This window comes from Pseudomonas sp. DSP3-2-3 (assembly GCF_049898225.1).
Lineage (GTDB): Bacteria > Pseudomonadota > Gammaproteobacteria > Pseudomonadales > Pseudomonadaceae > Aquipseudomonas.
This window is the reverse complement of the sequence record NZ_JAFCXH010000012.1, coordinates 133,706-160,218: the sequence shown is the minus strand read 5'-3', so window position 1 is coordinate 160,218 and position 26,513 is coordinate 133,706. Positions and strand designations below refer to the sequence as shown.

Genomic DNA, 26,513 nt, shown 5'->3' with positions numbered 1-26,513 from the left:
GTATTACCGATAGGTGCAGACCTTAACACGCCAGCCCGATCTAAGGGGCGTCGGGGGGAAGTCGCAGTGTTTCAAGCCGCCAGAAGGTAAGAAGCCTCCCAGCTTTTAGACTGGAAGGCTTCGCGGCGGTAGCTGCCCTTACCTTTGCCGGGTTGTTCCTGACGGCTGCGGAACAATGGCTGGGCGACGATGGATTTGGCCTTGTTGGCCCGCTGTGATTTTTTCATGGCGGATGCTCTCTGGGTAGGTGGTAGCGGCGCAAATGATCGGCTTCAGGGGTGGATGTGTCTAATTGATCTGTACTATCAGGAGCGAGCGCTGCACAAATCATTTGTGGGAGCGAGCAAGCTCGCTCCCACCGAAATCCCACGTCGTGCATTACTCGGCCGGCAACGCCAACCGTTGTCCGGCCATCAGCAACGCCAAACGGGTCAGGCTGCTCCAGGGTGAGCCGGCCGCCTGGCCTTTGATCTGCGCGTCGATGCGTTGCGCATCCATCAGCAGTTCACTCCAGCGCTTGGCCGAGTAGCGTTGCAGGGCTTTGCTCATCAACGGTTTGCGCTTGTCCCAGATCGGCGGGCGGGCGGAGCTGAAGGCTTTGTCCAGTGGTACGCCCTGGCTGAATTGCAACGCCAGGTTCGCCAGCACGCGCAGTTCCCGGGACAAGGCCCAGAGAATCACCGGCGGTTCCACGCCTTCGCCACGCAGGCCTTCGAGCATGCGCAAGGCGTGAGCGGCTTCGCCGTTGAGCACTGCGTCGGTCAGGCCGAAGACATCGAAGCGCGCACTGTCAGCCACCGCAGCCTGCACGGTTTCGACGGTGATCTGGCCTTCTTCGGCCATCAGCTTGAGCTTTTCGATTTCCTGAGCCGCCGCCAGCAAATTGCCTTCGACCCGCGCCGCGATCAACTCCACAGCATCCTGAGTCGCAGCAAGCCCGGCCTGGGACAGGCGCTGGCGAATCCATTGCGGCAACTGGCCAATATCCACCGGCCAGATCTGCACGAATTGCGTCTGCGCACCTTCGGCCAGAGCTTTACCCCATTTGGTCTTTTGCGCGCTGCCGTCGAGTTTCGGCAGGCTGATCAGCAGCAAGGTGTCTTCGGCGGGGCGAGCGCAATATTCCATCAGCGCCGCAGCGCCCTTGTCGCCGGGCTTGCCGGACGGCAGGCGCAGTTCCAACAGGCGCCGCTCGGCAAACAGCGACATGCTGGCGCCCGCCTGCAACAGCGTGCCCCAGTCGAAGCTGGCATCAGCGCTGAACACCTGGCGTTCGTCGAAACCTTGCTGACGCGCCGCAGCACGAATCGCATCGGCGGCTTCCTGACACAACAAGGGATCGTCGCCACTTACGATATACACAGGCGCGAGCGCACCTTGCAGGTGTTTGGCGAGCTGGGCGGAATTCAGTTTCATAAGTCAGATGATGTTGGGGCCAGCAAGCTGGCCCCAAGCATTTAGCGCGACGGGATTTCGATAGGCGACTGTTGCGGTGTTTCGTCGCGGATTTTCTGTGCGGCTTCCAGTGCGTCGGCTTCGGCCTTGGCAACGGCATCGGCTTTCTGTTGCAGTTCGTCCAGGCGTGCTGGCGACAGGCGGCTCAACGCAGCGACCATCTTCTGCACTTGTTCGTTACGCATTTCCTTACGGATCTGCGCAGCTTCCTGGTCGGAGCCGATCAGGTTATTGCCGTCATGCACGTAGGTTTTGTCGGTCTGGACTTTGCCGCCGGTCAGCAGGCGGTCTTTTTCACCGTGGATTTCATAGTTGAGCACGGTGGTCAGCGAGTATTCAGCCGAGCGCGCAGAACCGGAATAGCTCGCGGTACGCTGGGATTCCTGCTCGTCGGTCAGGACCAGTTTGTACGGCGCGCCGGTGTAGACCTTGACGCCACCGCCTTCCAGCACACGGCGCAGCTGGCTCACGGTTTCGCCGTAAGCGTTACGCGCGCTGAGATCCAGTTCCTTGATCGCGATCTCGTTACTGCCGGTGCCACGCAGCTGGAAGCCACAGGCGCTCAACAGCACGGCGAGGCCCATAACCAGCAAATTGCGTTTGATCATCTTGATGCTCCCCTTGAAACCGTATGGGCCGACAGTGCGTCCCTGGAAATATGTTCAGCGCCCGATCGATACCGGGCGCTTGATCCCATCAGCTTGCGACGATATTGACCAGTTTACCGGGCACCACGATCACTTTGCGGATGGTCAGGCCATCGGTGAAGCGCAAGACGTTTTCGTTGATCCGGGCCGCCGCTTCGACTTCTTCGCGAGTCGCGCTGGCAGGCATTTCAATGTGGCCGCGCAGCTTGCCGTTGACCTGAATCACCAGTTGCAGGCTGTCCTGCACCAGCGCGGTCTTGTCCAGAATCGGCCAGCCCGCATCGATGATCGGCGTGTTGTGGCCCAGTTCGGTCCACAGCTGATGACTGATGTGCGGGGTGATCGGTGCCAGCAGCAGGGCAACGGTTTGCAGACCTTCCTGCAGCAAGGCGCGGTCCTGTGGCGAAGCCTGCGGGGCTTTTTCCAGGACGTTCATCAAGGTCATCACTTGCGCTATGGCGGTGTTGAATTTGTGATGCTGGCCGACATCCTGGCTCGCTTGCTTGATCGCCTGGTGAATGGCGCGGCGAATGACTTTCTGCTCGTCATTCAGCGTGGCGATATCCAGTGCGCCCGGCAGGCCTTGCGAAACATGGGCTTGCGCCAGACGCCAGACGCGACGCAGGAAGCGGTGCGAACCTTCGACGCCGGAATCGGACCATTCCAGGCTCATGTCAGGCGGCGAAGCGAACATCATGAACAGGCGGCAAGTGTCGGCGCCGTACTGATCGATCATCGACTGCGGGTCGACGCCGTTGTTCTTCGACTTGGCCATCTTCTCGGTGCCGCCGATCTCGACCGGCAGGCCGTCGCTGATCAGTTTGGCGCCAATGATCTTGGCCTTGCTGTCGCGTTCCAGCTCGACGTCAGCCGGATTGAACCAGGTCTTGCTGCCATTGGCTTCAAGGCGGTAATAGGTTTCGGCGATGACCATGCCCTGGGTCAGCAGGTTCTTGAACGGCTCGTTGGAGCTGAGCAGGCCTTCGTCGCGCATCAACTTGTGGAAGAAGCGCGCATAGAGCAAGTGCAGGATCGCGTGTTCGATGCCGCCGATGTATTGATCTACCGGCAGCCAGTGGTTGGCTGCGGCCGGGTCGACCATGCCGCCTTCGTAATGAGGCGAGGCGTAGCGCGCGAAGTACCACGAGGACTCCACGAAGGTGTCCATAGTGTCGGTTTCGCGTTTGGCCGGTGCGCCGCATTTCGGGCAGCTGCACTCGTAGAATTCAGGCATGCGCGCCAATGGCGAACCGGCGCCGTCAGGTACGACGTCTTCCGGCAGCACGACGGGCAACTGGTCTTCAGGGACTGGCACGTCGCCGCAGGTGTCGCAATGCACGATCGGGATCGGGCAGCCCCAGTAGCGTTGACGGCTGATGCCCCAGTCGCGCAGGCGGAACTGGGTGCGGGATTCGCCGAGGTTTTTCTTGATCAGCGCGACTTCAATCGCGTCGAACGCGCCAGTGAAGTCCAGGCCATCGAACTCGCCGGAATTGATCAGCTGGCCGTGCTCGTTGTAGGCGGCTTGCCAAGGCGCAGGCGTTTCATCGCCGGCACTGGTGCGCACCACTGGCTTGATCGGCAGATGGTATTTGGTCGCGAATTCGAAATCGCGCTCGTCATGGGCAGGCACCGCCATGACCGCGCCGTCGCCGTAATGCATCAAGACATAGTTGGCGACCCAGACCGGGAGTTTCTCACCGGTCAGCGGGTGTTCGACGAACAGCGAAGTCGGCAGGCCCTTTTTCTCTTGGGTCGCGACGTCAGCTTCCGCGACGCTGCCGCTCTTGCATTCGTGAATGAAGGCTTGCAGCTCGGCATTGCCCCGGGAAGCGAGGGTTGCCAGCGGATGCTCGGCAGCCACGGCGACGTAGGTCGCGCCCATCAGGGTGTCTGGACGGGTGGTGAAAACTTTCAGTACGCCGGCTTCGCCAATGGACGCCTGGTCATACGGGAACTGCACTTCCATGCCTCGGGATTTGCCGATCCAGTTGCGCTGCATGGTCTTGACCTGCTCAGGCCAGCCCGGCAACTCGTCGAGACCCGTCAGCAGCTCCTCCGCGTAAGCGGTGATCTTGAAGTAGTACATCGGGATTTCGCGTTTCTCGATGATCGCGCCCGAACGCCAGCCGCGACCGTCGATGACTTGTTCGTTGGCCAGGACGGTCTGGTCGACCGGGTCCCAGTTTACGGTGCCGTTCTTGCGGTAGATCACGCCTTTTTCGAACAGGCGGGTGAACAGCCATTGTTCCCAGCGGTAGTAATCCGGCTTGCAGGTGGTGATCTCGCGGGACCAGTCAACGCCCAGGCCCAGACTGCGCAGCTGGGTCTTCATGTAAGCGATGTTTTCGTAGGTCCACTTGGCGGGCGCGACGTTGTTTTTCATCGCGGCGTTTTCCGCCGGCATGCCGAACGCGTCCCAGCCCATGGGCTGCATGACGTTTTTGCCTTGCATGCGCTGGTAGCGGGCGATCACGTCACCAATGGTGTAGTTGCGCACGTGACCCATGTGCAGCTTGCCGCTAGGGTAAGGAAACATCGACAGGCAATAGAACGTTTCCTTGCCTGGCTGCTCACTGACTTCAAAAGACTTTTGCTCGTCCCAAAAGGTTTGGGCGGCGGCTTCGATTTCGCGGGGCTGATAGAGTTCGTGCATGGCTACTTTTTACTAAGAATTGGTGACCCTTGACCTCTTCGTGGCTTCGTCGAGTCAGGTCGGCACCGCTGCCGGACAAAAGGGACTGCCTGCGCGGTGCGTCCCAGCTCAAGAGAGCGGAAGTGGAATTACAGGAAGCGCCGTAGCATACATGAGCGCCGACTATCGAGGGAAACGCTGTTTGCTTGGCTGATGCGTCGAGAAGCCCCGATCAGCGCCTTGCCGCCGCCGTTGGTCGCTGCAACCGGCCGGTTTTGACAGCGGCGCTAAGCTGAATGTCGAGGGTATGTTTTATCTTCGATGAGGTGAACGGATGACAGAGTTGCAGCACACAGAAACAAACCCTGAGCTGTATGAACGTTTGATTAATCGACTGGGGCTTGCCTTGGAGATAGCGAAAACTTCGGTCCGTCTGCGAAACGAACTCCCTCAGGAGCTGGAATTGCGCGGCCTTAGTCATGCTGAATTCGAGCTTATTGAAGCGTATCTTGGAAAAGGCAAACCAGCGCCGGTGACTGTATTGACCGGCGAGTTGAAGGGCAGCTTCATGGCTTCACGGGAACCCGCTGGGCCGGTATCGACGCCGCAACCTTCAGCCAAGGTCATCTGGCTGAAAGATCAAAAACGCGCCAAGGCATCGGCAAAGTTGAGTCGTTACAGTTCAAGCAATTTTTTTAAACGCTAGAACCTGATGCAGGCTGCGCGCCTGCTGTTTTAAGCATTGTCGCTTAACGTCAATCCTCTTAGGCTTCGAGCATCTCTGGAGATGCTCGATGCCTATTCGCTATCTGCTTAAATCCCTGCTGCTGCCGCCCGGCGTTCTCTTGCTGTTGTTGCTGCTCGCCTGGTGGCTGCGTCGTTCCCGGCCGCGCCTGGCGGCTGCCTGTTTTGCCATCGGCGTCGGTGGCCTGTGGCTGATGAGTTTGCCGATTGTCGTCGAGTGGGCTGCGCGCGGGATCGAACAGGACGTGCCGTTGCCCCGCGATCAATGGGCGAATCTGGCGCAGCAGGCGGATGCCATTGTGATTCTGGGTTCCGGCCGCGAACGCAATGACCCGACCTGGGGCGAGGATATTCCCACCGGCGTGGCCCTGGAGCGTATGCGTTACGCCGCGCAACTGGCCAAAGCGTCGGGTTTGCCGATCCTGACCAGCGGCGGGCTTCATTATGGAGAGCCGCCGAGTGAGGCAGCGATCATGGCGCAATCGCTTGAGCGCGATTTCGGTGTCCCAGTGCGTTGGCAAGAAGGCTTGAGCCGCACCACCTGGGAAAACGCCACCATGAGCGCGGTGGTTCTGCATCCGCAGGGCATCAAACGCATCATTCTGGTGACGCAGGCGTGGCATATGCCGCGTTCACGCTGGAGTTTCGAACACGCCGGTTTCACTGTGATCAGCGCGCCGGTGGGCTTTCTTGGTCGCGATAACGCTGTGCCGTTCGGCGGCTGGCTGCCGGAAAGCCGGGCGGTGTGGCAGAACGGGCAGTTGTTGAATGAAGCGGCGGGGCTGTGGACGTATCGGGTGTTGTATCGCTGAAAGAACGATTTTTACTGTGGGACCGGCTTTAGCCGGGAAGACTGCATTCGCAACGCTGCAGATGCATTGGCTGTGTTGCCGCCTTCCCGGCTAAAGCCGGTCCCACACGACGCCTCTAAACCGTCTTCGAAACTCGTCCCGCCACCAGCGCCCAGCCGATCAGCGCGATGCACAGGATCGTCAACGGCCAGGACCGCCAGCGCAGGTAAGGCGTGAGGTTGTGCATGGGCACTACTTCGCCATACAGCACGCCACGTTCGAATTGCGGAATCTTCACGGTGATCTTGCCGAACGGATCGATCAGGCCGGTCACGCCATTATTGGTCGCGCGGATCATCCAGCGTCCGGCTTCCAGCGCGCGCATCTGCGCCATTTGCAGATGTTGCAGTGGCCCAATGGACGTGCCGAACCAGGTGTCATTGCTCACGGTCAGCAGCAAATCGCTCTGCGCGGAAAGACCGGCCGCGAACTCGGGGTAGACGACTTCGTAACAAATGAACGGCGCGATCTGATAGCCCTTGGCTTGGAGCATCGGCTGATCACTTGGGCCGCGTGCAAAGTCCGACATCGGCAGGTCAAAGAAGGCGATCAAGCCGCGCAAAATGTCCTGCAGCGGAACGTACTCGCCGAACGGCACGAGTTTCTGCTTCAAGTAAGTGCCATCGCCTTCGCCAACCACGGTGATGCCGTTGTAGAAGCGTTTTTCGCCATGCCCACCGATCTGCCGGATCGGCACACCGGTAATCAAGGCCGCGCCCCGGTCGGCGGCGAACTTGCCCATCATCGTCAGGTAACCTTCAGCCGATTCCTTGAGCACCGGCACCGCGGTTTCCGGCCAGATAATCAAGTCAGCCTGCTGCGAGCGGAACGTCATGTCGCGATACAGCGCCAGTTGCGCGTTCAGCTGCTCCGGGTCCCACTTCATGCTTTGTTCGATATTGCCTTGCAAGGCGGCGACCTTCAGCGGCGCGCCGGACGGCTCGGTCCAGGCGTAGTTCTTCAGCGCCAGGCCGACGATCCAGGGCCCGAGCAGCAATGCCACGCCAGCGGCCAGAAACGACTTGCGTGCCCGCAACCGGCTCAGGTTGCAGAGCAGAGCCGCCGTCAAGGCGAGGGTGAAGGACACCAGCCACATGCCGCCGACCGGAGCGAGGCCTGCCAACGGGCCGTCGAGCTGGCTATAGCCGGAATACAGCCACGGGAAACCGGTCAGGAACCAGCCGCGAAAGGCTTCCTGCGCGAGCCACAAGGCGGCGAAGGCGAGAGCGTCCGCGAGGGGGGCTTCGTTGCGGCGAATCCAGCGTGCCCACAACCAGGCGGGCAGGGCGAAGAACCAGGCGATGCAGGCGATAAACAGCAGCATCAGGAAACCGGCCAGCAATACCGAAGCGCCGCCGAAGTTATGAATGCTGACGTAGATCCAGCTGGTGCCTGCGCCGAACAGACCAAAGCCGAAACACCAGCCCCGGCCCAGCGCCTGACGAGGGCTCAGGTCGCGCAAGCCCAGATAGAACATCGCCAGCGCCACCAGCGCCAACGGCCAGATGTCGAACGGTGCCAGGGCGAAAGTGGTGAGCGCACCAGCCACCACGGCCAGCAAGTTACCGGGCCAGCCGGGGCGGGTGATCCAACGCATGTACTTTCCTTAAAACGGGTAGGACTTTTTACGAGCGCGAGAGCGGGCTCAGGCGTAGCAAGTGAATTCGACGGCTGTCAGCGTTCAGAATCCGGAAACGATACTCGCCGATTACGGTGATTTCGTTACGCTTGGGCAAATGCCCGAACGCACTCATCACCAGACCGCCGACGGTGTCGAATTCGTCATCGGAAAACTCGCTGTCGAAAAACTCGTTGAAGCTTTCGATAGGCGTCAGCGCCTTGACCAGGAAGTCGCCGCTGGGCAGCGGTTTGATGTAGCTGTCTTCCTCGACGTCATGCTCGTCTTCGATATCGCCGACGATCTGCTCCAGGACGTCTTCGATGGTCACCAGGCCCGCCACGCCGCCGTATTCGTCGATGACGATGGCCATGTGGTTGTGGTTGGCGCGAAATTCACGCAGCAACACGTTCAGCCGCTTGGATTCCGGAACGAAGGTCGCGGGGCGCAGCAGTTTCTTGATATCACCTTCGCTGCCGTTTTCGCTGAGGATCAGTGGCAGCAAATCCTTGGCCAACAGCACACCGAGCACGTCGTCGTGGCTTTCGCCGATCACCGGGTAGCGCGAGTGCGCGGCATCGATGACGGCAGGCAGGAATTCGCGTGGAGTCTGGGTCGCCTTGATGCTGATCATCTGCGAGCGCGGCACCATGATGTCGCGTACTTGCAGGTCAGCCACCTGGATGGCGCCTTCGACGATGGCCAGCGCTTCGCTGTCCAGCAGCTTGTTCTGATGGGCTTCGCGCAGCAGCTCAAGCAGCTCCTGGCGGTTTTTCGGCTCGTGGGCAAAAGCCTGGGTCAGTTTACCCAGCCATGACTTTTGCCCGTTGCTCGATCGGTCTTCGCTCATAGCCCTTACTCGTGGTCCTTGCTTGGTGTTGCTGAATGTGGATGGTCGGCGCTTTCGTCGTCGGCATACGGGTCGGGGTAGCCCAACTCCGCAAGCAACGTTCGTTCCAGTGCTTCCATTTCTTCGGCTTCTTCATCGTCGATATGGTCGAAACCCAACAGATGCAGGCAGCCATGAATCACCAGGTGCGCCCAGTGTGCGTCGAGTTCCTTGCCTTGTTCCTGCGCTTCGCGCGTCACAACAGGCACGCAGATGACCAGATCGCCGAGCAGCGGGATATCCAGCATCTCGTCGGGGACATCTGCCGGGAACGACAGCACGTTGGTTGCGTAATCCTTGTGTCGCCAAGTGTGATTAAGCTCGCGGCCTTCAGTTTCATCCACCAGCCGAATGGTCAGCTCGGAATCGGCACTGCGCTGGCGCAGGCCCATTTCGCACCAAAGGCGGAACTGGGTTTCACTGGGGGCGCTTGCTTCACTTGCCAGTTGCAGGTCCAGCTCAAGCATCGCGGCGGTATTCCCGTGAGGAATTGGCGCCAGCCGGCGGCTCGTCGCTGAAGCGGTCTTCGAAGCGCTCGTAGGCTTCGACGATGCGCTGCACCAAGGGATGGCGAACGACGTCCTTGGGCTTGAAGTGCGTAAAACTGATACCCGGCACGTCCTTGAGCACATCGATGACATGGGTCAGGCCCGACTTGGTGCCCTTGGGCAAGTCGACCTGAGTGATGTCACCGGTGATCACGGCAGTGGAGCCGAAGCCGATCCGGGTCAGAAACATCTTCATCTGCTCGACCGTGGTGTTCTGGCTTTCGTCGAGAATGATGAAGCTGTTGTTCAGCGTCCGGCCACGCATATAGGCCAGTGGCGCGACTTCGATGACCTGCTTCTCGATCAGCTTGGCGACGTATTCGAAACCGAGCATTTCGTAGAGCGCGTCGTACAGCGGGCGCAGGTAAGGGTCGATCTTTTGTGCCAGATCGCCGGGCAGGAAGCCGAGTTTTTCACCCGCTTCGACCGCCGGACGCACCAACAGAATGCGTCGGATCTGTTCCCGCTCCAGAGCGTCCACGGCACAGGCCACGGCAAGATAGGTCTTGCCTGTACCCGCCGGGCCGATACCGAAGTTGATGTCGTTGCCGAGGATTTCCTTGACGTAACGCTGCTGGTTCAGGCCGCGCGGGCGAACCATGCCCTTTTTGGTACGCAGGGCCACGCCGGGTTCGGCGGCAGGGTGGTTGTCCAGGGTTTCGACGCCAGATTCCTGAAGGAACAGGTGAACCATGTCCGGCGACAGCTCGGTACCTTTGGTTTCCCGGTACAGGCGGCGCAGCAGATTCTCGGCCGAAGTGGTGTGTTTAGGCTCGCCAATCAGTTCGAACTGGTTTCCGCGATTGCGGATTTCGATGTCCAGGCGTTGTTCGATCAAGCGCAAATGCTCGTCGAGTTGCCCGCACAGATTTGCGAAGCGATGAGCCTCAAAGGGTTCGAGGATAAAACGATGTGGTTCGACTGGTGCGTTCAAGGTCGTTTTTAGCCGCCCTGGGGCAATTAAGGTAAAACGAAGGATAACCCCAGCGCTTCGCGTGCGAAAGCTTTGACTTGAGAAAGGTTAGTGGAAGCAGGGCAAGAATGACCCTGTGGGAGCGAGCTTGCTCGCGAAAACGTCGGCTCGGACACCGATAATCACGATCTTTACCGAGTCGGCATTTCATTCGCGAGCAAGCTCGCTCCCACGATTTCTTTCAATTCAGCAGTGATCCCCGCAACGAGTGCGGTTGCGCGTCGTCGATGTGCACGTCGGCGAACTGGCCGATCAGCCTGGGGTTGTCGCAGCGGAAGTTGACGATCCGGTTGTTCTCGGTACGGCCCTGAAGTTCGCCGGGGTCTTTCTTCGAATAGTCGGTGACGAGGATGCGCTGGGTGCTGCCGACCATCTGGCGGCTGATCTCGAAACCTTGCTGGTTGAGGCGATGTTGCAGTGCAGCCAGGCGCTCCTTTTTCAGCGCTTCGGGGGTTTCGTCCTTCAGGTCGGCGGCCGGTGTGCCGGGACGCGGGCTATAAATGAACGAGAACGAGAAGTCGAAACCGACGTCTTCGATCAGCTTCATGGTGTTGTCGAAGTCTTTCTCGGTCTCGCCTGGGAAGCCGACGATGAAGTCCGAGCTGATGCTGATGCCCGGAACTGCAGCCTTGAGCTTGCGCAGCTTGGACTTGTATTCCAGCGTCGTGTGGTTGCGCTTCATCGCCGCGAGAACCCGATCCGAACCCGATTGCACCGGCAAATGCAGGTGTTTGACCAGCTCCGGCACTTCGGCGTGGGCCAGGATCAGGCTGTCGGAGAACTCCAGCGGATGGGACGTGGTGTAGCGGATGCGATCGATGCCGTCGATGGTCGCAACCACGCGGATCAGATCGGCAAGATCGGCAATCCGCCCGTCATGGGTGGTGCCGCGATAACCATTGACGTTCTGGCCCAGCAGAGTGACTTCACGCACACCGTTTTCGGCCAGGTGAAACACTTCGGCGACCACGTCGTCGAACGGCCGGCTGACTTCTTCGCCGCGCGTATAAGGCACCACGCAGAACGTGCAGTATTTGCTGCAACCTTCCATCACTGACACATAAGCGCTCGGGCCATCGACCCGAGGTTCGGGCAAATGGTCGAATTTTTCGATCTCCGGGAACGAGACGTCGACCTGCGGCAGGCGCGTGAGGCGTGCAGCGTCGATCATTTCCGGCAGACGGTGCAGGGTTTGTGGGCCGAAGACCACGTCCACGTAGGGCGCACGGTCACGAATCGCCGCGCCTTCCTGGCTGGCCACGCAACCGCCGACAGCGATGACCATCTCCGGGTTGGCCAGTTTCAGTTCACGCCAGCGGCCCAGCTGGGAATACACCCGATCCTGGGCGCGCTCGCGAATCGAGCAGGTATTGAGCAGGATGACGTCGGCATCTTCCGCGCGGGCGGTGACTTCCAGGGCTTGATGTTCGCCCAGCAGGTCGACCATGCGCGAGCTGTCGTACTCGTTCATCTGGCAACCGTGGGTTTCGATATAAAGCTTCTTGGCCATGCGTACGTCATCAGGTGGTTCAAAGAACCGCGCATTATAGTGGCGTAGGTCTTGGGTTCCTAGCATCGTCTACCGAACGGGCATGCTATAGTTCGCGCCCTCTTTTATATCCCCGACTCTTGCCCGCCCTTTATGACCAAACGCGAAGCTCCAATCTACAAGGTGATTTTCCTCAACCAGGGACAGGTATTCGAGATGTATGCCAAGCAGATCTATCAAAGTGATCTGTGGGGTTTCCTGGAGGTGGAAGAGTTCGTCTTCGGCGAGCGTACGACCGTCGTGGTGGATCCGAGCGAAGAAAAACTCAAGGCGCAGTTCGAGGGTGTGGTGCGCAGTTTCGTGCCGATGCATTCCATCGTGCGCATCGACGAAGTCGAGCGGGTAGGTACGCCGAAAATCAGCGAAGCGCGCGGCACCAGCAACGTGATGCCGTTTCCGATGCCGATGCCGGATAAGTAATCAGCCTGAAATCGAGTTGAGCGACTGTCGCTTGCTTAGGGCAGCGGCGCAAACGGCGTACGACCTTCAGCCGTTTGCAGTTCCAGCAGGTATTTGCGAAAGATCTGACCCAGCACCTGGGTGGCCACTTCAAGTTCATCGCGCTGCATGCGTTCGGACACTTCATCGGCTGCGTCGAGTGCATCTTCCGAGCCGTTGACTGCGGCCATTTTCAGCACGATATACGCCTGAATGTTATTGGCCTGCACGCCTTCGCCCCTGGAGAACATCAGGCCCAGCTGATATTGCGCCTGAGGATGGCCCTGCAACGAGGCCTGCTCGAAGTAATTGAGCGCTTGAGGCAGGTCGCGTGGCGCGTGTTTACCGTCGTGGTAAAACTCACCCAACTCGTATTGCGCTTGTGCATCCCCGGATTGCGCAGCCTGCTTGCACGCCGAAAGCGCCGCTGGCAGGTTGTCTGGCTGGGTATTGAGGGTGCAACGACCCACCGCTGGGATTAACAACGAGTTGCCGCCTGCGTCCGCCAGCAGGGGATGAATAAGCAACAGGCAGCCCAATGCAAGGGTGCGGCCGGTGCGGTTCATGGGAATCGACTTACCTCTGAAAAAGGTGCGGGCGTACCCGTCCAGCTAAACGTGCTGGCTGCGCATTATGAAATAAGCGAGGCCAACCTTACAAAGTCTTTACTGACTTTCTGCTGCACGGGCTTGAAATGGCTGTTTTTAAAGGGTGTGAAAGGTTTGTGGGACCGGCTTTAGCCGGGAAGGCGGCACGCCTGACGACATATATGTCGTGAATGTGCCTGCCTCTTCCCGGCTGAAGCCGGTCCCACAACGCGCAATCCAGGCTTATTTCAGCGCCGCAAACGCCTTCTCGGCCGCATCCAGCGTCAGTTTCAGCTCTTCGTCGCCATGGGCGATGGAGGTGAAGCCTGCTTCGAAGGCACTGGGCGCCAGGTACACGCCACCTTCGAGCATCAGGTGGAAGAAGCGTTTGAAGCGATCGGCGTCGCTGGTCATCACGTCCTTGAAGGTGACGATTTCTTTCACGTCGCTGAAATACAGGCCGAACATGCCGCCCGCCTGGGTGGTCACGAACGGGATACCTCCGGCATCGGCGCGTTGTTGCAGACCTTCAAGGAGGCGACGGGTGAAATCGCTCAGCTCGTCGTGGAAACCCGGACGGCTGATCAGGCGCAGCGTGGTCAGGCCAGCAGCCATGGCCAACGGGTTGCCGGACAGCGTACCCGCCTGATAAACCGGGCCGAGCGGGGCGATGTGCGACATGATTTCGCGTTTGCCGCCGAAACAGCCGACCGGCATGCCGCCGCCAATGATCTTGCCGAAGGTGCTCAGGTCAGGCGTCACGTTGTAGTAAGCCTGGGCGCCGCCGAGGGCGACGCGGAAACCGGTCATCACTTCGTCGAAGATCAACACCACGCCATGCTCGTCGCACAGGTCGCGCAAGCCTTGCAGATAACCCGGCGCAGGCGGCACGCAGTTCATGTTGCCGGCGACCGGCTCGACGATGATGCACGCAACCTCTTGTCCAACTTCGGCCAGAAGTTCTTTGACCGCTTCAAGGTCGTTGAACGGCACGGTCAGGGTGTGTTTGGCGAATGCCGCCGGAACGCCCGGAGAACTTGGCACGCCCAGGGTCAACGCCCCGGAACCGGCCTTGACCAGCAGGCTGTCGGAATGGCCGTGGTAGCAGCCTTCGAACTTGATGATGCTGTCGCGGCCGGTGTAGCCCCGCGCCAGACGGATCGCGCTCATGGTCGCTTCGGTGCCGGAGCTGACCATGCGCACCATTTCCATGGAGGGCACGATAGAGCAGACCAGATCCGCCATCTCGGTTTCCATGGCGGTCGGCGCGCCGTACGACAGGCCGTGTTGCAGTTGATTGCGCACCGCGTCGAGGACTTCCGGGTGGCTGTGACCGAGAATCATCGGCCCCCAGGAGCCGACGTAATCCACATAACGCTTGTCGTCTTCGTCCGTCACGTACGCGCCGGCTGCATGCTTGAAAAACAACGGCGTGCCGCCCACGCTTTTGAAAGCGCGAACCGGCGAGTTCACGCCGCCGGGAATATGGACTTGAGCGTTGGCGAACAATGTTTCAGAGCGGGACATGTGCAGGTCTCTACGTTTAATCGAAATAGGGGGGCGGCCTGATTCAGGAAAGAGCGTCAGGCCTTTTTCAGCAAGGCATTGAAAGCACGGGCGCGGCGGGTGACTTCCTGGGTGGTGTCAGCGCCGAACAAGCCGTACACCACCGCCAGCAGATCGGCACCGTGGGCGATCAGTTGCGGAGCATTCTCCAGGGTGACGCCGCCAATCACTGCAATCGGCAGGTGAAAACGTGCGCGGGCCTGTTCCAGGATATCCAGCGGGATGGCCGGGGCCTCGGGTTTGGTATTGGAGGTGAAGAAGCGCCCGAATGCCACGTAACTGGCACCATCAGCCTTGGCTTGTTCGGCCAGCTCAAGGCTGCCATGGCAGGTGGCGCCGACAATGGCCTCGCGGCCGAGGATGGTGCGGGCCAACGTCAACGAGCCATCGGTCTGGCCCAGATGAACGCCGACGCCAAGACGTGAGGCCAGTTCAGCGTCGTCGTTGATGATCAGTCGGGTCTTGTATTGCTCGCACAGCTTGAGCAGGGCAGTGGCTTCACGCAGTCGGCGTGACTCGTCATTGCCCTTGTCGCGGTATTGCAACAGAGTGACGCCGCCTTCGAGGGCGGCTTCGACGTAAGACAAAAACTTGCCCGCCAACAGCTGGCTGTCGGTAATGGCGTACAGGCCACGTAGTTTCATTGATTGAGCCTCATGACGTGGCGTTACGAACAAAAATCCAGCGGCAGGCGGCGCGGAACGAATTGTCCCTTGCCCAGCTGTTCGGCGTCGCGCAACGTGCGCCAAGTGTAGTCCAGTGCTGATTTAACCGCGCTGACCAGCTCTTCGCCATGCGCCAGACGGCCAGCCAGAGCACTGGCCAGCGTGCAGCCGGAACCGTGATAACTGCCAGGCAGACGCTGACAAGTGAAGGTCCGGGTTTCGCCGTTACGTATATAAAGACGGTTGTGGACTTCCTGCTCATCGCCGTGACCGCCGGTAATCAGCAAGTGCTCGCAATAGGGCAGGAGCCTGGCCGCGCATTCGTCTGCCGTGCCTTCGGGCAACTCAGCGAGAATCCGCGCTTCAGGCAGGTTCGGCGTGGCGATGGTGGCTAATGGCAGCAGCCGTTCACGCATGGCGTAACCGACTTCATCCTTGCCGAGCCGCCCGCCGCCGCCCGCGCGCAGCACCGGGTCGCAGACCAGCGGCAAATGCGGATGGGCCTGCAGCAGTTCGACGACTGTTTCAACCATTTCCAGAGAACCGAGCATGCCGAGCTTGACTGCCGCGACCGTGGAGTCGTTGAGCACGGCATTGGCTTGCGCCAGCACCCACTCGCGATCCAGTACGCGGAAATCGCTGACATTCACGGTGTCCTGGACGGTCAATGCGGTGACCGCCGGAGCGGCATGGCAACCCTGGGCGAGCAGGGCTTCGATATCTGCCTGCAAGCCGGCGCCGCCACTAGGGTCGTGGCCGGAGAGACAGAGGACAACGGGGCGGGAGCTATAGATATTCATGGTGCGCGAGCTTACCACTAAACGTTTTCCCCAGCCCTCGCCAGCCTTGGAATTTTCCTGCAACCCAAATCTCTATTTCTATGCCGGCGTAATGAAAATTCCCACGTAAATTTTCCGTGCCTGAGCTGAGAGTGCCGGAATAGAGCCTTTGCCAGGATTGTAAACTGTTGGTGTCCAATCCCCATTGCCAGCTATGCTGTCAGCACTCTGATCACACGACGGTTTTTGCGTGTCCCTTTGTCGTTGTCGGGGAAGCAACCTGCCGGGAAACCGGGCTATATAAAAATAAAAACAAGAGCGACACTGAGACGAAGGCTTCAAGGACGATCCGGACCTATTCCAATAAAACGAATTCACAGGTACCGAAGCTCCAGTGGAAGGAGTGTTCGCACGATCTGAACTGTTCGCCGGGGCCGTATGCGCTATTTGCTGTTATTGCTGGTCGCCTTGCTGCCTCTAATGGCCGCAGCCGTCGAGTTCGACGAAAACACCCGCACCCTCGCATTGGGTTCCAAGGCGCAAGTGCTTGAAGACGTCAGCGGCCAGGCGACGATAGAGAGTGTCAGTTCGCCAGCCATGGCAGCGCATTTCAAACCGCTGAAGCGCGCGACCTTGAATGCTGGCTATTCGCGTTCGGCCTTCTGGCTCAAGGTTGATCTGCGCTACCGGCCCCACGATTCCGGCGCGCACCGGGACTGGCTGTTGGAAGTCGCCTTCCCGGCGCTGGATCATGTCGACCTTTTCCTCACCGATGACGCCGGCACCGCACGACTGGTTAACAGCACCGGCGACATGCTGCCGTTTTCCAGTCGCCAGCTTAAACAGAACAATTACCTGTTCGAGTTCAGCGTTCTGCCCGAGCAGAGCCGGACAGTCTATCTGCGGGTGGCCAGCCTGGGCTCGATCCAGGTGCCGTTGAGCCTTTGGTCCACTCGCGCGTTTCTGGAAGACCAACCGGCCCGGTTGTATTTTCTCGGCCTTTTATATGGCGTGCTGCTGGTCATGCTGGTTTACAACCTGTGCATCTATATAGGCGTGCGCGACGCCAGCTATTTGTACTACATCCTCTACATCGCGCCGTTCGGGCTCTATCAATTGGCGGTCCATGGCACCGGCGCAGAGTTTCTCTGGCCGGATAACACCTGGTGGGCCAACGCGGCTCCGCCGTTTTTGATTGGCACCTCGATGTTTTTTGCCTGCCAGTTCACCCGCTCATTTCTGCACACTGCCGCGGTCGGACGCTGGGTGGATCGGGCGCTGGCGCTGCTGATGGGCTTCGCCGGACTGGTGGCGGTGCTGGCGCTCAACCCTGATTACAGCCTCGCCTTGCGCCTGGCCAATATCCTGGTGCTGGCTTGCACGCTGGTGATCTTCATGGCCGGATTTGCGGCAATCTTCAAGGGCATGTATGTCGCGCGTTACTTTGTGATCGCCTGGTCGGCTTTTTTAGTTGGCAGTGCCATTCACACCTGCATGTTGATGGGATATCTGCCCAATACCTTCTTTACCATGTATGCCAATCAAATCGGCTCGGCACTGGAAGTCGCGCTGCTGTCGATGGCGCTGGCGGCGCGCATCAATCATGCCCGGGACGAACAGGCGCGGGTGCTGCAGCAAACCGGTGAAAAACTGGAACGTCTGAACGAGCAACTGGCCACCAGCAATCGCCTCAAGGATGAGTTTCTCGCCACGCTGACCCACGAACTTCGTACGCCAATGAATGGTGTGATCGGTTCACTTGAACTCATGCAGACCGTGAAAATGGACTCTGAGCTTGAGTCCTATCAGCAAACCGCAGCCTGTTCGGCGCAAAACATGATGCGCCTGGTCAACGGCATCCTCACCCTTACCGAGCTGCGCGCCGGGCGGGTTGGCGTCGCTGCCGAGTCGTTCAATCTGCGCGCGCTGTTTCAGTCCATGGCGGCGGCTTTCAGCCCCTTGGCCCAGGCCAAGGGGCTGGAATTTGTCCTGGAGCTGGACGAACCGTTGCCGGACAACGTGCAGGGCGACCCCGGCAAACTGCGCGAATGCCTGGAATGTCTTCTGGATAACGCCCTCAAGTTCACCCGGACCGGTTTCATCCAGGTGCGCGTCGCGGGCGCGCCGGCGGGCACCGGGGCGTTTCAGGTCAAGATCGAAGTCATCGACAGCGGCATCGGCTTCACTCGATTGAACGACGCCGTCCCTTATCAGCGTTTTTTCCAGGTCGATGGCTCCATGACGCGCGAGTACGGCGGATTGGGCATCGGCCTGGCAATCTGCGCCCAGTTGATCGAGCTGCAGGGCGGCGTCCTCAGTCACCAGTCCGAGCCGGGACGCGGCAGTTGTTTCGTGCTGAGCGTGCCGTTGCGGGTGCTTTCCTGTCAGGCGCAGCTGCATGCGCAGGAGCGTCGGGAAATTTTCTAGTGAGCGATTCGCAGGGCAAAAGCGCCGGTATTTAGTCATGTACGGCACTTTTTAAACACTCGACTGCGTGGTTCACTGCGATTTATGGACCTGTCGCAACGGGTCCGCAGCCGTGTTCCGTCAACAGGAGCCCCGTCATGAACCTGCATCAGTTCGCCGAAACCCACGAAGTGACCAACCAGCCGCCTTCGCTGGACGGCAGCAACCTCTATCGCATCGACCTGCCTTTGCAAGACTGGTCCGAGCGGTTCGGCGCGGGTTGGGCCGAGGCACGGCTCGATGCCTACGGCGCGCTGGCGGGCGGACCGTTGATGGAGGCGGGCTTTCTCGCCAATCAGAACAAACCGGTGTTCGTCAGCCATGACCGCTACGGGCATCGCCTCGATCTGGTGGAGTTTCACCCGGCCTACCATCAACTGATGCGCACGGCGGTGGAACATGGCATTCCGTCCTTGCCCTGGACTCATCCGCAACCCGGCGCGCACGTGGCGCGGGCCGCCATGAGCTATCTGCACAGCCAGGCCGAGGCCGGCAGCGGTTGCCCGTTGACCATGACTTTCGCCAGCGTTCCGGCGCTGCGCATGCAGGCGGATCTCGCGCAAAGCTGGCTGCCGAAGATTCTCGCCACCGAGTACGACCCCCGTAACGTCGGTATGGCGCACAAGGCGGGCGTGACCATCGGCATGGCGATGACCGAAAAACAGGGCGGCACCGACGTGCGGGCCAATACCACTCGGGCTTATCCGGTCGGCACCGGTGGGCCAGGTCAGGCGTATGAGCTGGTCGGGCACAAATGGTTTTGCTCGGCGCCGATGTGCGATGCCTTTCTGACCCTGGCGCAGACCGACAAGGGCCTGACGTGTTTCCTGCTCCCGCGTCATCGCCCGGATGACACGCGCAACGAGTTCTACATACAACGCCTGAAGAACAAACTGGGCAATTGGTCCAACGCCTCCAGCGAGGTCGAGTTTCGCGGCGCGTTTGCCTGGATGCTGGGCGAAGAGGGCCGTGGAGTGCCGACCATCATCGAAATGGTCGCCATGACCCGCTTCGATTGCATGGTCGGTTCCAGCGCCTTGATGCGCCAGGCGTTGACCCAGGCCAGTCATCACTGCGCACACCGAACTGTTGGCGGCCGGGTGCTCAGTGAGCAGCCATTAATGCAGAACGTGTTGGCCGACCTGGCGCTGGAAAGCGAAGCGGCGTTGGCGCTGACCCTGCGCATGGGCCGCGCCCTGGATAATTTGCAGGATCCCCACGAGGCGCGCTTCGCCCGGCTGGTCACGGCCGTGGGCAAATACTGGATCTGCAAACGCGCCCCGGCGATGATCAACGAAGCCGCCGAATGCATGGGCGGCGCAGGGTACGTCGAAGAAAGCATCCTGCCGCGCCTTTATCGCGAAGCGCCGGTCAACTCGACGTGGGAAGGCTCGGGCAACGTGCAATGCCTTGATGTGCTGCGCGCGCTGTCCAAGGAACCCGGCGTGCTGGATGCGTTGTTCACCGAATTGGGCGACGGCCACGGTGATCAGGACCTGGCGATGCACATCGACCGGCTTAAGACAGGGTTCCGCGATACCTGCGATATCCAGTATCGCGCCCGCCAGCTCACCGAAGACATTGCCTTGGCTTTACAGGCCAAATTGCTCCTTGAAGCGGGCAATTCCGTGGTCAGCGACGGTTTCATCGCCAGCCGCCTGGCGTCGCGCAGCAGCGTCTATGGCGCGCTGCCCAGAGGCGTGGATGTCGAGGCGCTGGTGGCGCGGTCTGCGCCGCAGATGAGTTAACCCCGTGGGACCGGCTTCAGCCGGGAAGAGGCCCTTGCACGCGCCAAGTCTTCATTGTCGGATGTGCCGAATTCCCGGCTAAAGCCGGTCCCACAGTCGTACCGCGCCTAAAGTTAGCTGTTGGGCTGGATCTGCCACACCGCCACTAGTGCCTTCCCTCGACGATGCAGGCAAGATGGAGGCCTGCAAGATCAGAAGGATACCAATCGTGACTCAAGCGTTTATTGTCGTTGAAACTGCCGAGCAAGCCGTGGATCGGCTCGCTGAACTGCACCAGATTGCAACCGATGCGCTGAGCCAGGCCCTCAAGCGTTATCTCAAAGACCGTGTCGAGCCTGATGCCGAGCAGCGTGCGCTGTTCCGTTATCCGGAGATTCGTTTGACTTATCTGTGTCAGGGCGAAGTGCCGCTGACCACCCGGGCTTACGCCAAAGTCCAGCTGCCGGGCACTTACAGCGTCACCGTCACTCATCCCGCAGCATTCCGTAAATACCTGCTGGAACAGCTGGTGCCACTGATGAATGACTTCACCATTACGGTGGAAATCGGCGTCAGCGAGCAGAATATTCCGTATCCGTATGTGGTCGAGCAGGGCGATGAGCTGGCGGGTTCCGGCGTGACCGCCGCAGCGCTGGCGCGGGTTTTCCCCAGCACCGACTTGTCCGCCGCCACCGACGGCATCGCCGATGGCCTGTACGACTGGGCCAACACGGATCCTTTGCCGCTGGCGTTGTTCGATGCCGCACGCGTGGACTTCTCGTTGCGGCGCCTGGTGCATTACACCGGCAGCGACTGGCGGCACGTCCAGCCCTGGATTCTGCTGACCAACTACCACCGTTACGTTGACCAGTTCATCGTCCACGGCCTGGAAAAACTCCGCGAAGACCCGCGTTTCGTGCGCATGGTCTTGCCGGGCAACGTCGTGGTGGAGAAGAGCATGGATCACGGCGAGGCGCAGGCCATCGTCGCCAGCGTGGTCTGGCACCGCTACCAGATGCCGGCCTATCACCTGATCGCCGAAGATGGCCATGGCGTTACGCTGGTCAATATCGGCGTCGGCCCGTCCAACGCCAAGAACATCACCGACCACCTGGCCGTGTTGCGTCCGCATTGCTGGCTGATGATCGGCCACTGCGGCGGGCTGCGCCAATCCCAGACCATCGGCGACTATGTGCTGGCTCACGCCTACATGCGTCGCGACGGGATTCTCGACCGCGTGCTGCCGCCGCATATTCCGATCCCGGCCCTGGCCGAAGTGCAGCTCGCCCTGCAGGAGTCGGCGGCGCAAATCACTGGCGAACGTGGCGATGATCTGAAGAAGCGCCTGCGCACCGGCACGGTCCTGACCTACGACGATCGTAACTGGGAATTGCGCTGGGCTCAGGAACGTCCGCTGATCAATCTGTCCCGGGCGGTTGCCGTGGACATGGAAAGCGGCACCATCGCTGCCCAGGGATACCGTTTGCGGGTGCCTTATGGCACGTTGTTGTGTGTTTCGGACAAGCCGTTGCACAGCGAAATCAAGTTGCCGGGCTCGGCCAATGCGTTCTACGAACGTGCGGTCAGCCAGCATCTGAAGATCGGTATCGCCGCGCTGGATCTGTTGCGCACCGAGCTGAATTCGCTGCACTCGCGCAAACTGCGCAGCTTCGATGAGCCGCCGTTCCGTTGATCAGTTAGGTAATTAACCAAAGGGCCATTAAAGTGGCCCTTTCTGTTTGCCGAATCCTGAACCGTCATGTCCCGCATTCAACGCCCCGTTGCTCGCCGTCCTGCGCCCGCCAACCCTGGCGCTGGCCGTCGTATCGCCAAAGCCCCGCCCGCCGAACCGAAGCTGATTCTGTTCAACAAACCCTTCGACGTGCTGACGCAGTTCAGTGATGGGGAAGGGCGGGCGACGCTCAAGGATTTCATCGAGATCCCCGGTATTTACCCGGCCGGACGGCTGGACCGGGACAGCGAAGGATTGTTGCTGCTGACCAATGACGGTCAGCTACAAGCGCGTATCGCCGATCCGAAACACAAACTGGCGAAAACCTACTGGGTGCAGGTCGAAGGCGAGCCAAGCGCTGAACAGTTGCAGCAATTGCGCGACGGCGTGCAACTCAACGACGGCCCGACGTTGCCCGCGCAAGCACGTCAGCTGGACGAACCTGAACTCTGGCCACGCAATCCGCCGGTGCGCTTTCGTAAAAGCATACCGACCAGCTGGCTGGAACTGGTCATCAAGGAGGGCCGCAACCGCCAGGTCCGGCGCATGACCGCCGCCGTCGGCTTGCCGACGTTGCGTCTGGTGCGGGTTCGGATTGGCGACTGGACGCTGGAAGGGCTGGATCAGGGGCAATGGCGGGAAGTGCCGGCAAAACTGTGAGACCGTTGGAGATTCTATAGTCGCAATGCCTGGCAGTCTGGCAAAAGCGCTTTTGTGGGAGAGGACTTGTCCTCGATAGCCAGCCCAGACGACCCTGATCCGCCTGACCCACATGCAGCGCTGAAATGACAGCCATCGAGGACAAGTCCTCTCCCACAGGGAAATGGGTTAACCATGGACTGTGCTGCCACATGGAGCAATGGGTGGCTTCAAATCCTGCCCAAAAAGCGAGGCGGGCATTCAGCTTTCTATATACGCAATCACCACGGTCTTGATCACGAACGCCATGATCCCGAGGCCGAGCACGAAGAACAGGATGAAGGTGCCGAATCTGCCGGCCTTGGATTTCTTCGCCAGGTCCCAGACGATGAAGCCCATGAAGCCGATCAGGATGGTGACCAGAATCGTCATCATCCATTCTTCGAAAACCGCAGGATCCATCATTCATCTCCAGCACAAAACAGTGGGCGGCGAGTATACGGGAACGGCAGGATCCCTCCTATGCGGCCCGATGGCGCGCCCGATCAGCTGCGCAGGTGGATCAACGGCAATTCGGTACTGGCCAGGACCTGATTGAGCACGAAGCTCGACCGCACGCTGGTCACGCCTTCAATGCGCGTAAGGTGACCCAGCAGCAGTTTCTGGTAGTGGTCCATGTCCGACACCACGACTTTGAGCTGATAATCGGCATCCATTCCCGTTACCAGGCTGCATTCAAGCACCTGGGGCAGGTTGCGAATGTGCATCTCGAAGTTCTCGAATCGCTCGGGCGTATGTCGATCCATGCCGATCAAGACGTAAGCGGTCAGGTTCAATCCCAGCTTCTTGCGGTCCAGCAAGGCGACCTGACGGACGATATAGCCATCATCTTCAAGCTGCTTGACCCGGCGCGAGCAAGGCGAAGGCGACAGGCCGATGCGTTCAGCCAGCTCTTGATTGGAGATGCGCGCGTCGCGCTGCAATTCAGCCAAAATACTCAAGTCGTACCTGTCAAGCTTGCTCACTAAGATCACCTTTCTAGGTTAAATTGCGCTTAATTATCTGTCTGAAGTTAAAAATTGCGCAAGTTATGTTTTATTGAGCAATTTTAGCAATCCTCTGCTGGTGCCTCAGGCCTATTCTTTTAACCAGAATCACTGCCCGGACATAGCGTCCAGCGCGGCTCGCCAAATCAGGCCAGCTGCGGCCTCCAGCCCCAAAGGGTTGGCAAGGCCCCCGGGCTACATACTGTCCAGAAGACGGCATGAGGTGAGCCGACGCCACAAGCGTTGAGCCAGGACGAAACTTTCAAGGGGGGCCGCGAGGTCCCCTTTTTCTTTGTGCCCGGATTATGTCCGACAGTGATGGCGTACTGATAGAGTGCGCCGAACGACGCGTCTATATCGCAGTCTTATTCATGTACAACCGCGTACATCCGTGTCCCAGTGAGGAAAACATGAAATCAGGCATCTGGCAGTTGGCAGGTGTAAGCCTGTTGTGTCTGAGCATCAGCGCTCAGGTATTGGCTGAGGATCAAGGCCAGGGTCCGCGTGAGCAGAACCGCGGCAACTCCGACAATGGCGGCGGGCAGGAACGCGAGCAGAATAACGCCGGCCAGCAATACCAGCAGCAGCGTCAACAACAGCAACAACAGATTCAACAGCAGCAGGGCCAGCAACGTCAGGTCGAGCGCCAGCAGCAACAGCAGATTCAACAGCAGCAGGGTCAGCAGCGTCAGGTCGAGCGCCAGCAGCAGCAACAAATTCAGCAGCAACAGGTCCAGCAGCGTCAGCAAGAGCAGCAGAACCAGCGCCTGCAAAACCAGCAACAGCAAAACCAGCAGCGGCAGATTCAGGAACAGCAGAATCAACAGCGCCAGGTTGAGCGCCAGCAGTTGCAGCAGCGCCAGAACAACCTGCCGATCCAGAGCGGTCCTGGCGAATCACGCCAGACCCAGCAACCGCGCCAGGGCTATTACAACGACAACGGCAACAACCGCAATCGTCAGGCGGGTGGCAATTACCGTCCCAATGATCATTGGGACGGTCGACCTGATGGCCACGGCAATGGCTGGGGCCCAGGCCCGCAATATCGCCCCGGTCACGTGATTGATCGCGTGCCTTCGGATTACTCGCGTGTGCCGTATCGCGGCCAGGATTATTACTATTCGGGCGGCTACTGGTATCGTCCGGACGGCCCGCGCTACGTGGTGGTGACACCGCCTTACGGCGCTCGCGTGCGCAGCCTGCCGTCGTATTCCCAGGAAGTGGTGATCGGCAGCTCGCTGTTTTTCCTGGCGGCTGGCACTTACTACATGTATCAGAACGACACTCAGGAATACATCGTGACCACGCCGCCGCAGCCGGTTCAATCGGGCGGTTATGCTCAACCGATTGCGCAGCCGATTGGCCAGGGCAGCCCTTACGATCCGGTTGCGTATCCGGCCAATGGCCAGAGCCCCGAGCAGATCGAACAGGACCGTTACGATTGCTATCGCTGGTCGGTGGAGCAAAGCAGCTTCGACCCGGCGAATCCGGGTTATCAGCCAGCACCGGCGATGATTCAGGTGTATCGCCGCTCGATGGTGGCGTGCCTGATGGATCGCGGCTACGCCATCAACTGATCAGACGGGATGCTGGCTGCACGACTTCCTGCGGGTCGGCGTGCACCAGCACTTCGGCCTTCGGGTATTCCTTGTGAATAGCGTCGGCGGCCTGATCGGAAATCGTATGCGCCGCTGACAGGCTCAAACTTCCCGGCAATTCCAGATGCAGCTGCACGAACCAGTGGTTGCCGGAAATCCGTGTGCGCAAATCGTGAGCGCCCAGTACACCCGGCACGGCACAGGCCAGTTCGAGCATGTGCGCGCTGACATCCACCGGCAATTCCTCGTCCATCAATACCGCCACGGTTTCCCGCGCGATCTGGAAGGCGCTCCAGAGAATGTACACCGCAATCCCCAGGCCGAAATACGCATCCAGCTGCGCCCAGCCATACCACGCCAGCACTAGCGCGACGAGGATGCTCAAGTTCAGCAGCAAGTCGGAACGGTAGTGCAGCGAGTCAGCGCGAATCGCCGCTGAACCGGTTTCCTTGATGACTTTGTGTTGCAGGATCAACAGCGCCACCGTCAAGGCAAACGACAGCAGCATCACGACGATGCCAAGCCCCGGCGCGCCGAGTTCCTGCGGATGCTGAATGCGATCAATGGCCTGATAGGCAATCAGGCAGGCACTGACGGCAATGAACAACGCCTGGGCCATGCCCGACAGCGCCTCGGCCTTGCCGTGACCGTAACGGTGATCGTCATCGGCCGGACGCAGGGCGTAATGCACCGCGAGCAGATTCAGGAACGAAGCCGCGCCATCGAGCAGCGAGTCGGTCAGCCCGGCCAACAGGCTAACCGAACCACTGAGCCACCAGGCAACCGCCTTGGCAATAATCAGGATGCTGGCAACGGCCAGCGAGGCACGGGTTGCCAGCCGCATCAGGCGGGCATGTTCGACGCTGGTGCTCATGGTGCTTCCTTCAAAATCACATTCAGGCCGAAGGCACCAGACCCAGCGTTGCCAACTGCTGCACGCTGCCGCGATGCTGGATCAGGCGTGGGTCGTTCAATGGCAAGGTGCGGCCCAGCTCGGTTTCAATGATGGCCTGTAGCTTGAGGTTGTCGACGCTGCCGTCAGCGTTGATCGCCGGTTGCAGCTTCTGCGGGTCAATCTGCGCGTGCTCGCCTGGGGCGTAGTAAATCGCGCCGCTGGCGAAGTCCACCGCGAAGGCGATCAAGCCGGGAATGACGTAGAACAGCAGGCCGACAGCATCGAGTACGGCAATTGCCGGATCAATCTTGCCATCGATCTGACCGCGCCGATCAGGATAGAAAATGCTGCCACACGCAGTGAGTTGAGTAAGCAGCGTCGCGACCATAACGCCGCCGATGAAACGAGAAGGAATGCGCATGACAATCTCCATGAAGTGAAGTGGCAACTATACAAGGCAAAGACA

25 protein-coding genes and 1 pseudogene are annotated in these 26,513 nt (G+C 59.9%); 8 read left to right on the top strand and 18 right to left on the bottom strand.

Annotation, left to right across the window (positions count from 1 at the left end):
• Window positions 1-71 precede the first annotated feature (71 nt).
• From arfA to leuS, 4 genes are all read right to left on the bottom strand, one after another.
• Complete coding sequence (gene arfA, locus ACP7E4_RS16085; RefSeq protein WP_426115717.1) at window positions 72-227, bottom strand: alternative ribosome rescue factor ArfA; 156 nt, start codon at window positions 225-227, stop codon at window positions 72-74.
• Between the two features lie 151 nt (window positions 228-378).
• Window positions 379-1,416: a DNA polymerase III subunit delta gene (gene holA, locus ACP7E4_RS16080; protein ID WP_426115718.1), complete on the bottom strand. Its 1,038-nt coding sequence runs from the start codon at window positions 1,414-1,416 to the stop codon at window positions 379-381.
• Window positions 1,417-1,457: 41 nt separating this feature from the next.
• Complete coding sequence (lptE, locus tag ACP7E4_RS16075) at window positions 1,458-2,063, bottom strand: LPS assembly lipoprotein LptE (RefSeq protein WP_426115720.1); 606 nt, start codon at window positions 2,061-2,063, stop codon at window positions 1,458-1,460.
• Between the two features lie 88 nt (window positions 2,064-2,151).
• Window positions 2,152-4,758 (bottom strand): leucine--tRNA ligase, encoded by a 2,607-nt coding sequence (gene leuS / locus ACP7E4_RS16070; protein WP_426115722.1) that lies wholly within the window; start codon window positions 4,756-4,758, stop codon window positions 2,152-2,154.
• A gap of 313 nt (window positions 4,759-5,071) precedes the next feature.
• Between leuS and ACP7E4_RS16065 the strand changes: the two genes are divergently transcribed.
• Both ACP7E4_RS16065 and ACP7E4_RS16060 read left to right on the top strand, forming a co-directional pair.
• On the top strand, window positions 5,072-5,443 hold the full coding sequence (locus ACP7E4_RS16065; protein WP_020289588.1) for a hypothetical protein: 372 nt from the start codon (window positions 5,072-5,074) through the stop codon (window positions 5,441-5,443).
• Between the two features lie 88 nt (window positions 5,444-5,531).
• The gene (locus tag ACP7E4_RS16060) at window positions 5,532-6,293 is read left to right on the top strand and encodes a YdcF family protein (protein WP_426115725.1); all 762 of its coding nucleotides are present in this window, start codon (window positions 5,532-5,534) and stop codon (window positions 6,291-6,293) included.
• 115 nt (window positions 6,294-6,408) lie between these two features.
• On the opposite strand, the gene lnt is transcribed toward ACP7E4_RS16060, so the two are convergent.
• The 5 genes from lnt to miaB form a co-directional block, all read right to left on the bottom strand.
• Window positions 6,409-7,929, bottom strand: a complete 1,521-nt coding sequence (gene lnt / locus ACP7E4_RS16055) for an apolipoprotein N-acyltransferase (protein WP_426115727.1) — start codon at window positions 7,927-7,929, stop codon at window positions 6,409-6,411.
• Window positions 7,930-7,957: 28 nt separating this feature from the next.
• Window positions 7,958-8,800 carry an HlyC/CorC family transporter gene (locus ACP7E4_RS16050; RefSeq protein ID WP_020289585.1) on the bottom strand — a complete coding sequence of 281 codons (843 nt, stop codon included), beginning with the start codon at window positions 8,798-8,800 and terminating at the stop codon, window positions 7,958-7,960.
• Between the two features lie 5 nt (window positions 8,801-8,805).
• Window positions 8,806-9,306, bottom strand: a complete 501-nt coding sequence (ybeY, locus tag ACP7E4_RS16045) for an rRNA maturation RNase YbeY (RefSeq protein WP_426115729.1) — start codon at window positions 9,304-9,306, stop codon at window positions 8,806-8,808.
• On the bottom strand, window positions 9,299-10,321 hold the full coding sequence (locus ACP7E4_RS16040; RefSeq protein WP_426115731.1) for a PhoH family protein: 1,023 nt from the start codon (window positions 10,319-10,321) through the stop codon (window positions 9,299-9,301). Before ACP7E4_RS16040 ends, ybeY begins: the two co-directional genes overlap by 8 nt.
• 220 nt (window positions 10,322-10,541) lie before the next feature.
• A complete protein-coding gene (gene miaB, locus ACP7E4_RS16035) occupies window positions 10,542-11,870 on the bottom strand; it encodes a tRNA (N6-isopentenyl adenosine(37)-C2)-methylthiotransferase MiaB (protein WP_020289582.1) in 1,329 nt (442 codons plus the stop codon).
• A 132-nt stretch (window positions 11,871-12,002) separates the two neighbouring features.
• On the opposite strand from miaB, the gene ACP7E4_RS16030 reads away from it, so the two are divergent.
• Complete coding sequence (locus tag ACP7E4_RS16030; protein ID WP_065833723.1) at window positions 12,003-12,329, top strand: DUF1820 family protein; 327 nt, start codon at window positions 12,003-12,005, stop codon at window positions 12,327-12,329.
• Window positions 12,330-12,364: 35 nt separating this feature from the next.
• On the opposite strand, the gene ACP7E4_RS16025 is transcribed toward ACP7E4_RS16030, so the two are convergent.
• The 4 genes from ACP7E4_RS16025 to ACP7E4_RS16010 all read right to left on the bottom strand — a co-directional run bounded on the left by ACP7E4_RS16025 (window position 12,365) and on the right by ACP7E4_RS16010 (window position 15,965).
• Window positions 12,365-12,913, bottom strand: a complete 549-nt coding sequence (locus ACP7E4_RS16025; protein ID WP_426115734.1) for a tetratricopeptide repeat protein — start codon at window positions 12,911-12,913, stop codon at window positions 12,365-12,367.
• A 264-nt stretch (window positions 12,914-13,177) separates the two neighbouring features.
• Complete coding sequence (gene hemL / locus ACP7E4_RS16020; protein WP_426115736.1) at window positions 13,178-14,461, bottom strand: glutamate-1-semialdehyde 2,1-aminomutase; 1,284 nt, start codon at window positions 14,459-14,461, stop codon at window positions 13,178-13,180.
• 56 nt (window positions 14,462-14,517) lie between these two features.
• A complete protein-coding gene (gene thiE, locus ACP7E4_RS16015; RefSeq protein WP_426115738.1) occupies window positions 14,518-15,144 on the bottom strand; it encodes a thiamine phosphate synthase in 627 nt (208 codons plus the stop codon).
• A gap of 23 nt (window positions 15,145-15,167) precedes the next feature.
• A complete protein-coding gene (locus tag ACP7E4_RS16010) occupies window positions 15,168-15,965 on the bottom strand; it encodes a hydroxymethylpyrimidine/phosphomethylpyrimidine kinase (protein WP_426115740.1) in 798 nt (265 codons plus the stop codon).
• 417 nt (window positions 15,966-16,382) lie between these two features.
• Here ACP7E4_RS16010 and ACP7E4_RS16005 point away from each other — a divergent pair.
• From ACP7E4_RS16005 to ACP7E4_RS15990, 4 genes and pseudogenes are all read left to right on the top strand, one after another.
• Window positions 16,383-18,308 (top strand): annotated as a pseudogene (locus tag ACP7E4_RS16005) (sensor histidine kinase); the annotation flags it as partial.
• Between the two features lie 200 nt (window positions 18,309-18,508).
• Entirely contained in the window at window positions 18,509-20,158 is a 1,650-nt protein-coding gene (locus ACP7E4_RS16000; protein ID WP_426115742.1) for an acyl-CoA dehydrogenase family protein, read from the top strand.
• Between the two features lie 175 nt (window positions 20,159-20,333).
• Window positions 20,334-21,830 carry an AMP nucleosidase gene (gene amn / locus ACP7E4_RS15995; protein WP_426115744.1) on the top strand — a complete coding sequence of 499 codons (1,497 nt, stop codon included), beginning with the start codon at window positions 20,334-20,336 and terminating at the stop codon, window positions 21,828-21,830.
• 132 nt (window positions 21,831-21,962) lie between these two features.
• Window positions 21,963-22,529 (top strand): pseudouridine synthase, encoded by a 567-nt coding sequence (locus tag ACP7E4_RS15990; protein ID WP_331153152.1) that lies wholly within the window; start codon window positions 21,963-21,965, stop codon window positions 22,527-22,529.
• 240 nt (window positions 22,530-22,769) lie between these two features.
• Here the strand turns inward: ACP7E4_RS15990 and ACP7E4_RS15985 are convergent, their stop codons facing one another.
• The 3 genes from ACP7E4_RS15985 to ACP7E4_RS15975 form a co-directional block, all read right to left on the bottom strand.
• Complete coding sequence (locus ACP7E4_RS15985; protein WP_020290971.1) at window positions 22,770-22,970, bottom strand: DUF2788 domain-containing protein; 201 nt, start codon at window positions 22,968-22,970, stop codon at window positions 22,770-22,772.
• Between the two features lie 83 nt (window positions 22,971-23,053).
• A complete protein-coding gene (locus tag ACP7E4_RS15980; protein WP_426115747.1) occupies window positions 23,054-23,533 on the bottom strand; it encodes an Lrp/AsnC family transcriptional regulator in 480 nt (159 codons plus the stop codon).
• A 437-nt stretch (window positions 23,534-23,970) separates the two neighbouring features.
• Window positions 23,971-24,399, bottom strand: a complete 429-nt coding sequence (locus ACP7E4_RS15975) for a hypothetical protein (RefSeq protein WP_426115972.1) — start codon at window positions 24,397-24,399, stop codon at window positions 23,971-23,973.
• A gap of 3 nt (window positions 24,400-24,402) precedes the next feature.
• Here ACP7E4_RS15975 and ACP7E4_RS15970 point away from each other — a divergent pair, with 3 nt between their 5' ends.
• Window positions 24,403-25,131: a DUF6515 family protein gene (locus ACP7E4_RS15970; RefSeq protein ID WP_426115749.1), complete on the top strand. Its 729-nt coding sequence runs from the start codon at window positions 24,403-24,405 to the stop codon at window positions 25,129-25,131.
• On the opposite strand, the gene ACP7E4_RS15965 is transcribed toward ACP7E4_RS15970, so the two are convergent.
• Window positions 25,124-26,026, bottom strand: coding sequence for a cation diffusion facilitator family transporter (locus ACP7E4_RS15965; protein WP_426115751.1), 903 nt, complete (start codon window positions 26,024-26,026; stop codon window positions 25,124-25,126). The genes ACP7E4_RS15970 and ACP7E4_RS15965 overlap by 8 nt on opposite strands.
• Before the next feature lie 22 nt (window positions 26,027-26,048).
• The gene (locus tag ACP7E4_RS15960) at window positions 26,049-26,468 is read right to left on the bottom strand and encodes a hypothetical protein (protein ID WP_020290976.1); all 420 of its coding nucleotides are present in this window, start codon (window positions 26,466-26,468) and stop codon (window positions 26,049-26,051) included.
• Between the last annotated feature and the right edge of the window lie 45 nt (window positions 26,469-26,513).

Excerpts from the sequence above, each read along its gene's own strand:
- ACP7E4_RS16025 (WP_426115734.1), bottom strand. The coding sequence starts at position 12,913 with ATGAACCGCACCGGCCGCACCCTTGCATTGGGCTGCCTGTTGCTTATT.
- leuS (WP_426115722.1), bottom strand. The coding sequence starts at position 4,758 with ATGCACGAACTCTATCAGCCCCGCGAAATCGAAGCCGCCGCCCAAACC.
- hemL (WP_426115736.1), bottom strand. The coding sequence starts at position 14,461 with ATGTCCCGCTCTGAAACATTGTTCGCCAACGCTCAAGTCCATATTCCC.
- lptE (WP_426115720.1), bottom strand. The coding sequence starts at position 2,063 with ATGATCAAACGCAATTTGCTGGTTATGGGCCTCGCCGTGCTGTTGAGC.
- ACP7E4_RS16050 (WP_020289585.1), bottom strand. The coding sequence starts at position 8,800 with ATGAGCGAAGACCGATCGAGCAACGGGCAAAAGTCATGGCTGGGTAAA.
- ACP7E4_RS15985 (WP_020290971.1), bottom strand. The coding sequence starts at position 22,970 with ATGGATCCTGCGGTTTTCGAAGAATGGATGATGACGATTCTGGTCACC.
- ACP7E4_RS15960 (WP_020290976.1), bottom strand. The coding sequence starts at position 26,468 with ATGCGCATTCCTTCTCGTTTCATCGGCGGCGTTATGGTCGCGACGCTG.
- ACP7E4_RS16000 (WP_426115742.1), top strand. The coding sequence starts at position 18,509 with ATGAACCTGCATCAGTTCGCCGAAACCCACGAAGTGACCAACCAGCCG.
- lnt (WP_426115727.1), bottom strand. The coding sequence starts at position 7,929 with ATGCGTTGGATCACCCGCCCCGGCTGGCCCGGTAACTTGCTGGCCGTG.
- ybeY (WP_426115729.1), bottom strand. The coding sequence starts at position 9,306 with ATGCTTGAGCTGGACCTGCAACTGGCAAGTGAAGCAAGCGCCCCCAGT.
- holA (WP_426115718.1), bottom strand. The coding sequence starts at position 1,416 with ATGAAACTGAATTCCGCCCAGCTCGCCAAACACCTGCAAGGTGCGCTC.
- thiE (WP_426115738.1), bottom strand. The coding sequence starts at position 15,144 with ATGAAACTACGTGGCCTGTACGCCATTACCGACAGCCAGCTGTTGGCG.
- amn (WP_426115744.1), top strand. The coding sequence starts at position 20,334 with ATGGAGGCCTGCAAGATCAGAAGGATACCAATCGTGACTCAAGCGTTT.
- ACP7E4_RS16010 (WP_426115740.1), bottom strand. The coding sequence starts at position 15,965 with ATGAATATCTATAGCTCCCGCCCCGTTGTCCTCTGTCTCTCCGGCCAC.
- ACP7E4_RS16030 (WP_065833723.1), top strand. The coding sequence starts at position 12,003 with ATGACCAAACGCGAAGCTCCAATCTACAAGGTGATTTTCCTCAACCAG.
- miaB (WP_020289582.1), bottom strand. The coding sequence starts at position 11,870 with ATGGCCAAGAAGCTTTATATCGAAACCCACGGTTGCCAGATGAACGAG.
- arfA (WP_426115717.1), bottom strand. The coding sequence starts at position 227 with ATGAAAAAATCACAGCGGGCCAACAAGGCCAAATCCATCGTCGCCCAG.
- ACP7E4_RS15965 (WP_426115751.1), bottom strand. The coding sequence starts at position 26,026 with ATGAGCACCAGCGTCGAACATGCCCGCCTGATGCGGCTGGCAACCCGT.
- ACP7E4_RS16065 (WP_020289588.1), top strand. The coding sequence starts at position 5,072 with ATGACAGAGTTGCAGCACACAGAAACAAACCCTGAGCTGTATGAACGT.
- ACP7E4_RS16060 (WP_426115725.1), top strand. The coding sequence starts at position 5,532 with ATGCCTATTCGCTATCTGCTTAAATCCCTGCTGCTGCCGCCCGGCGTT.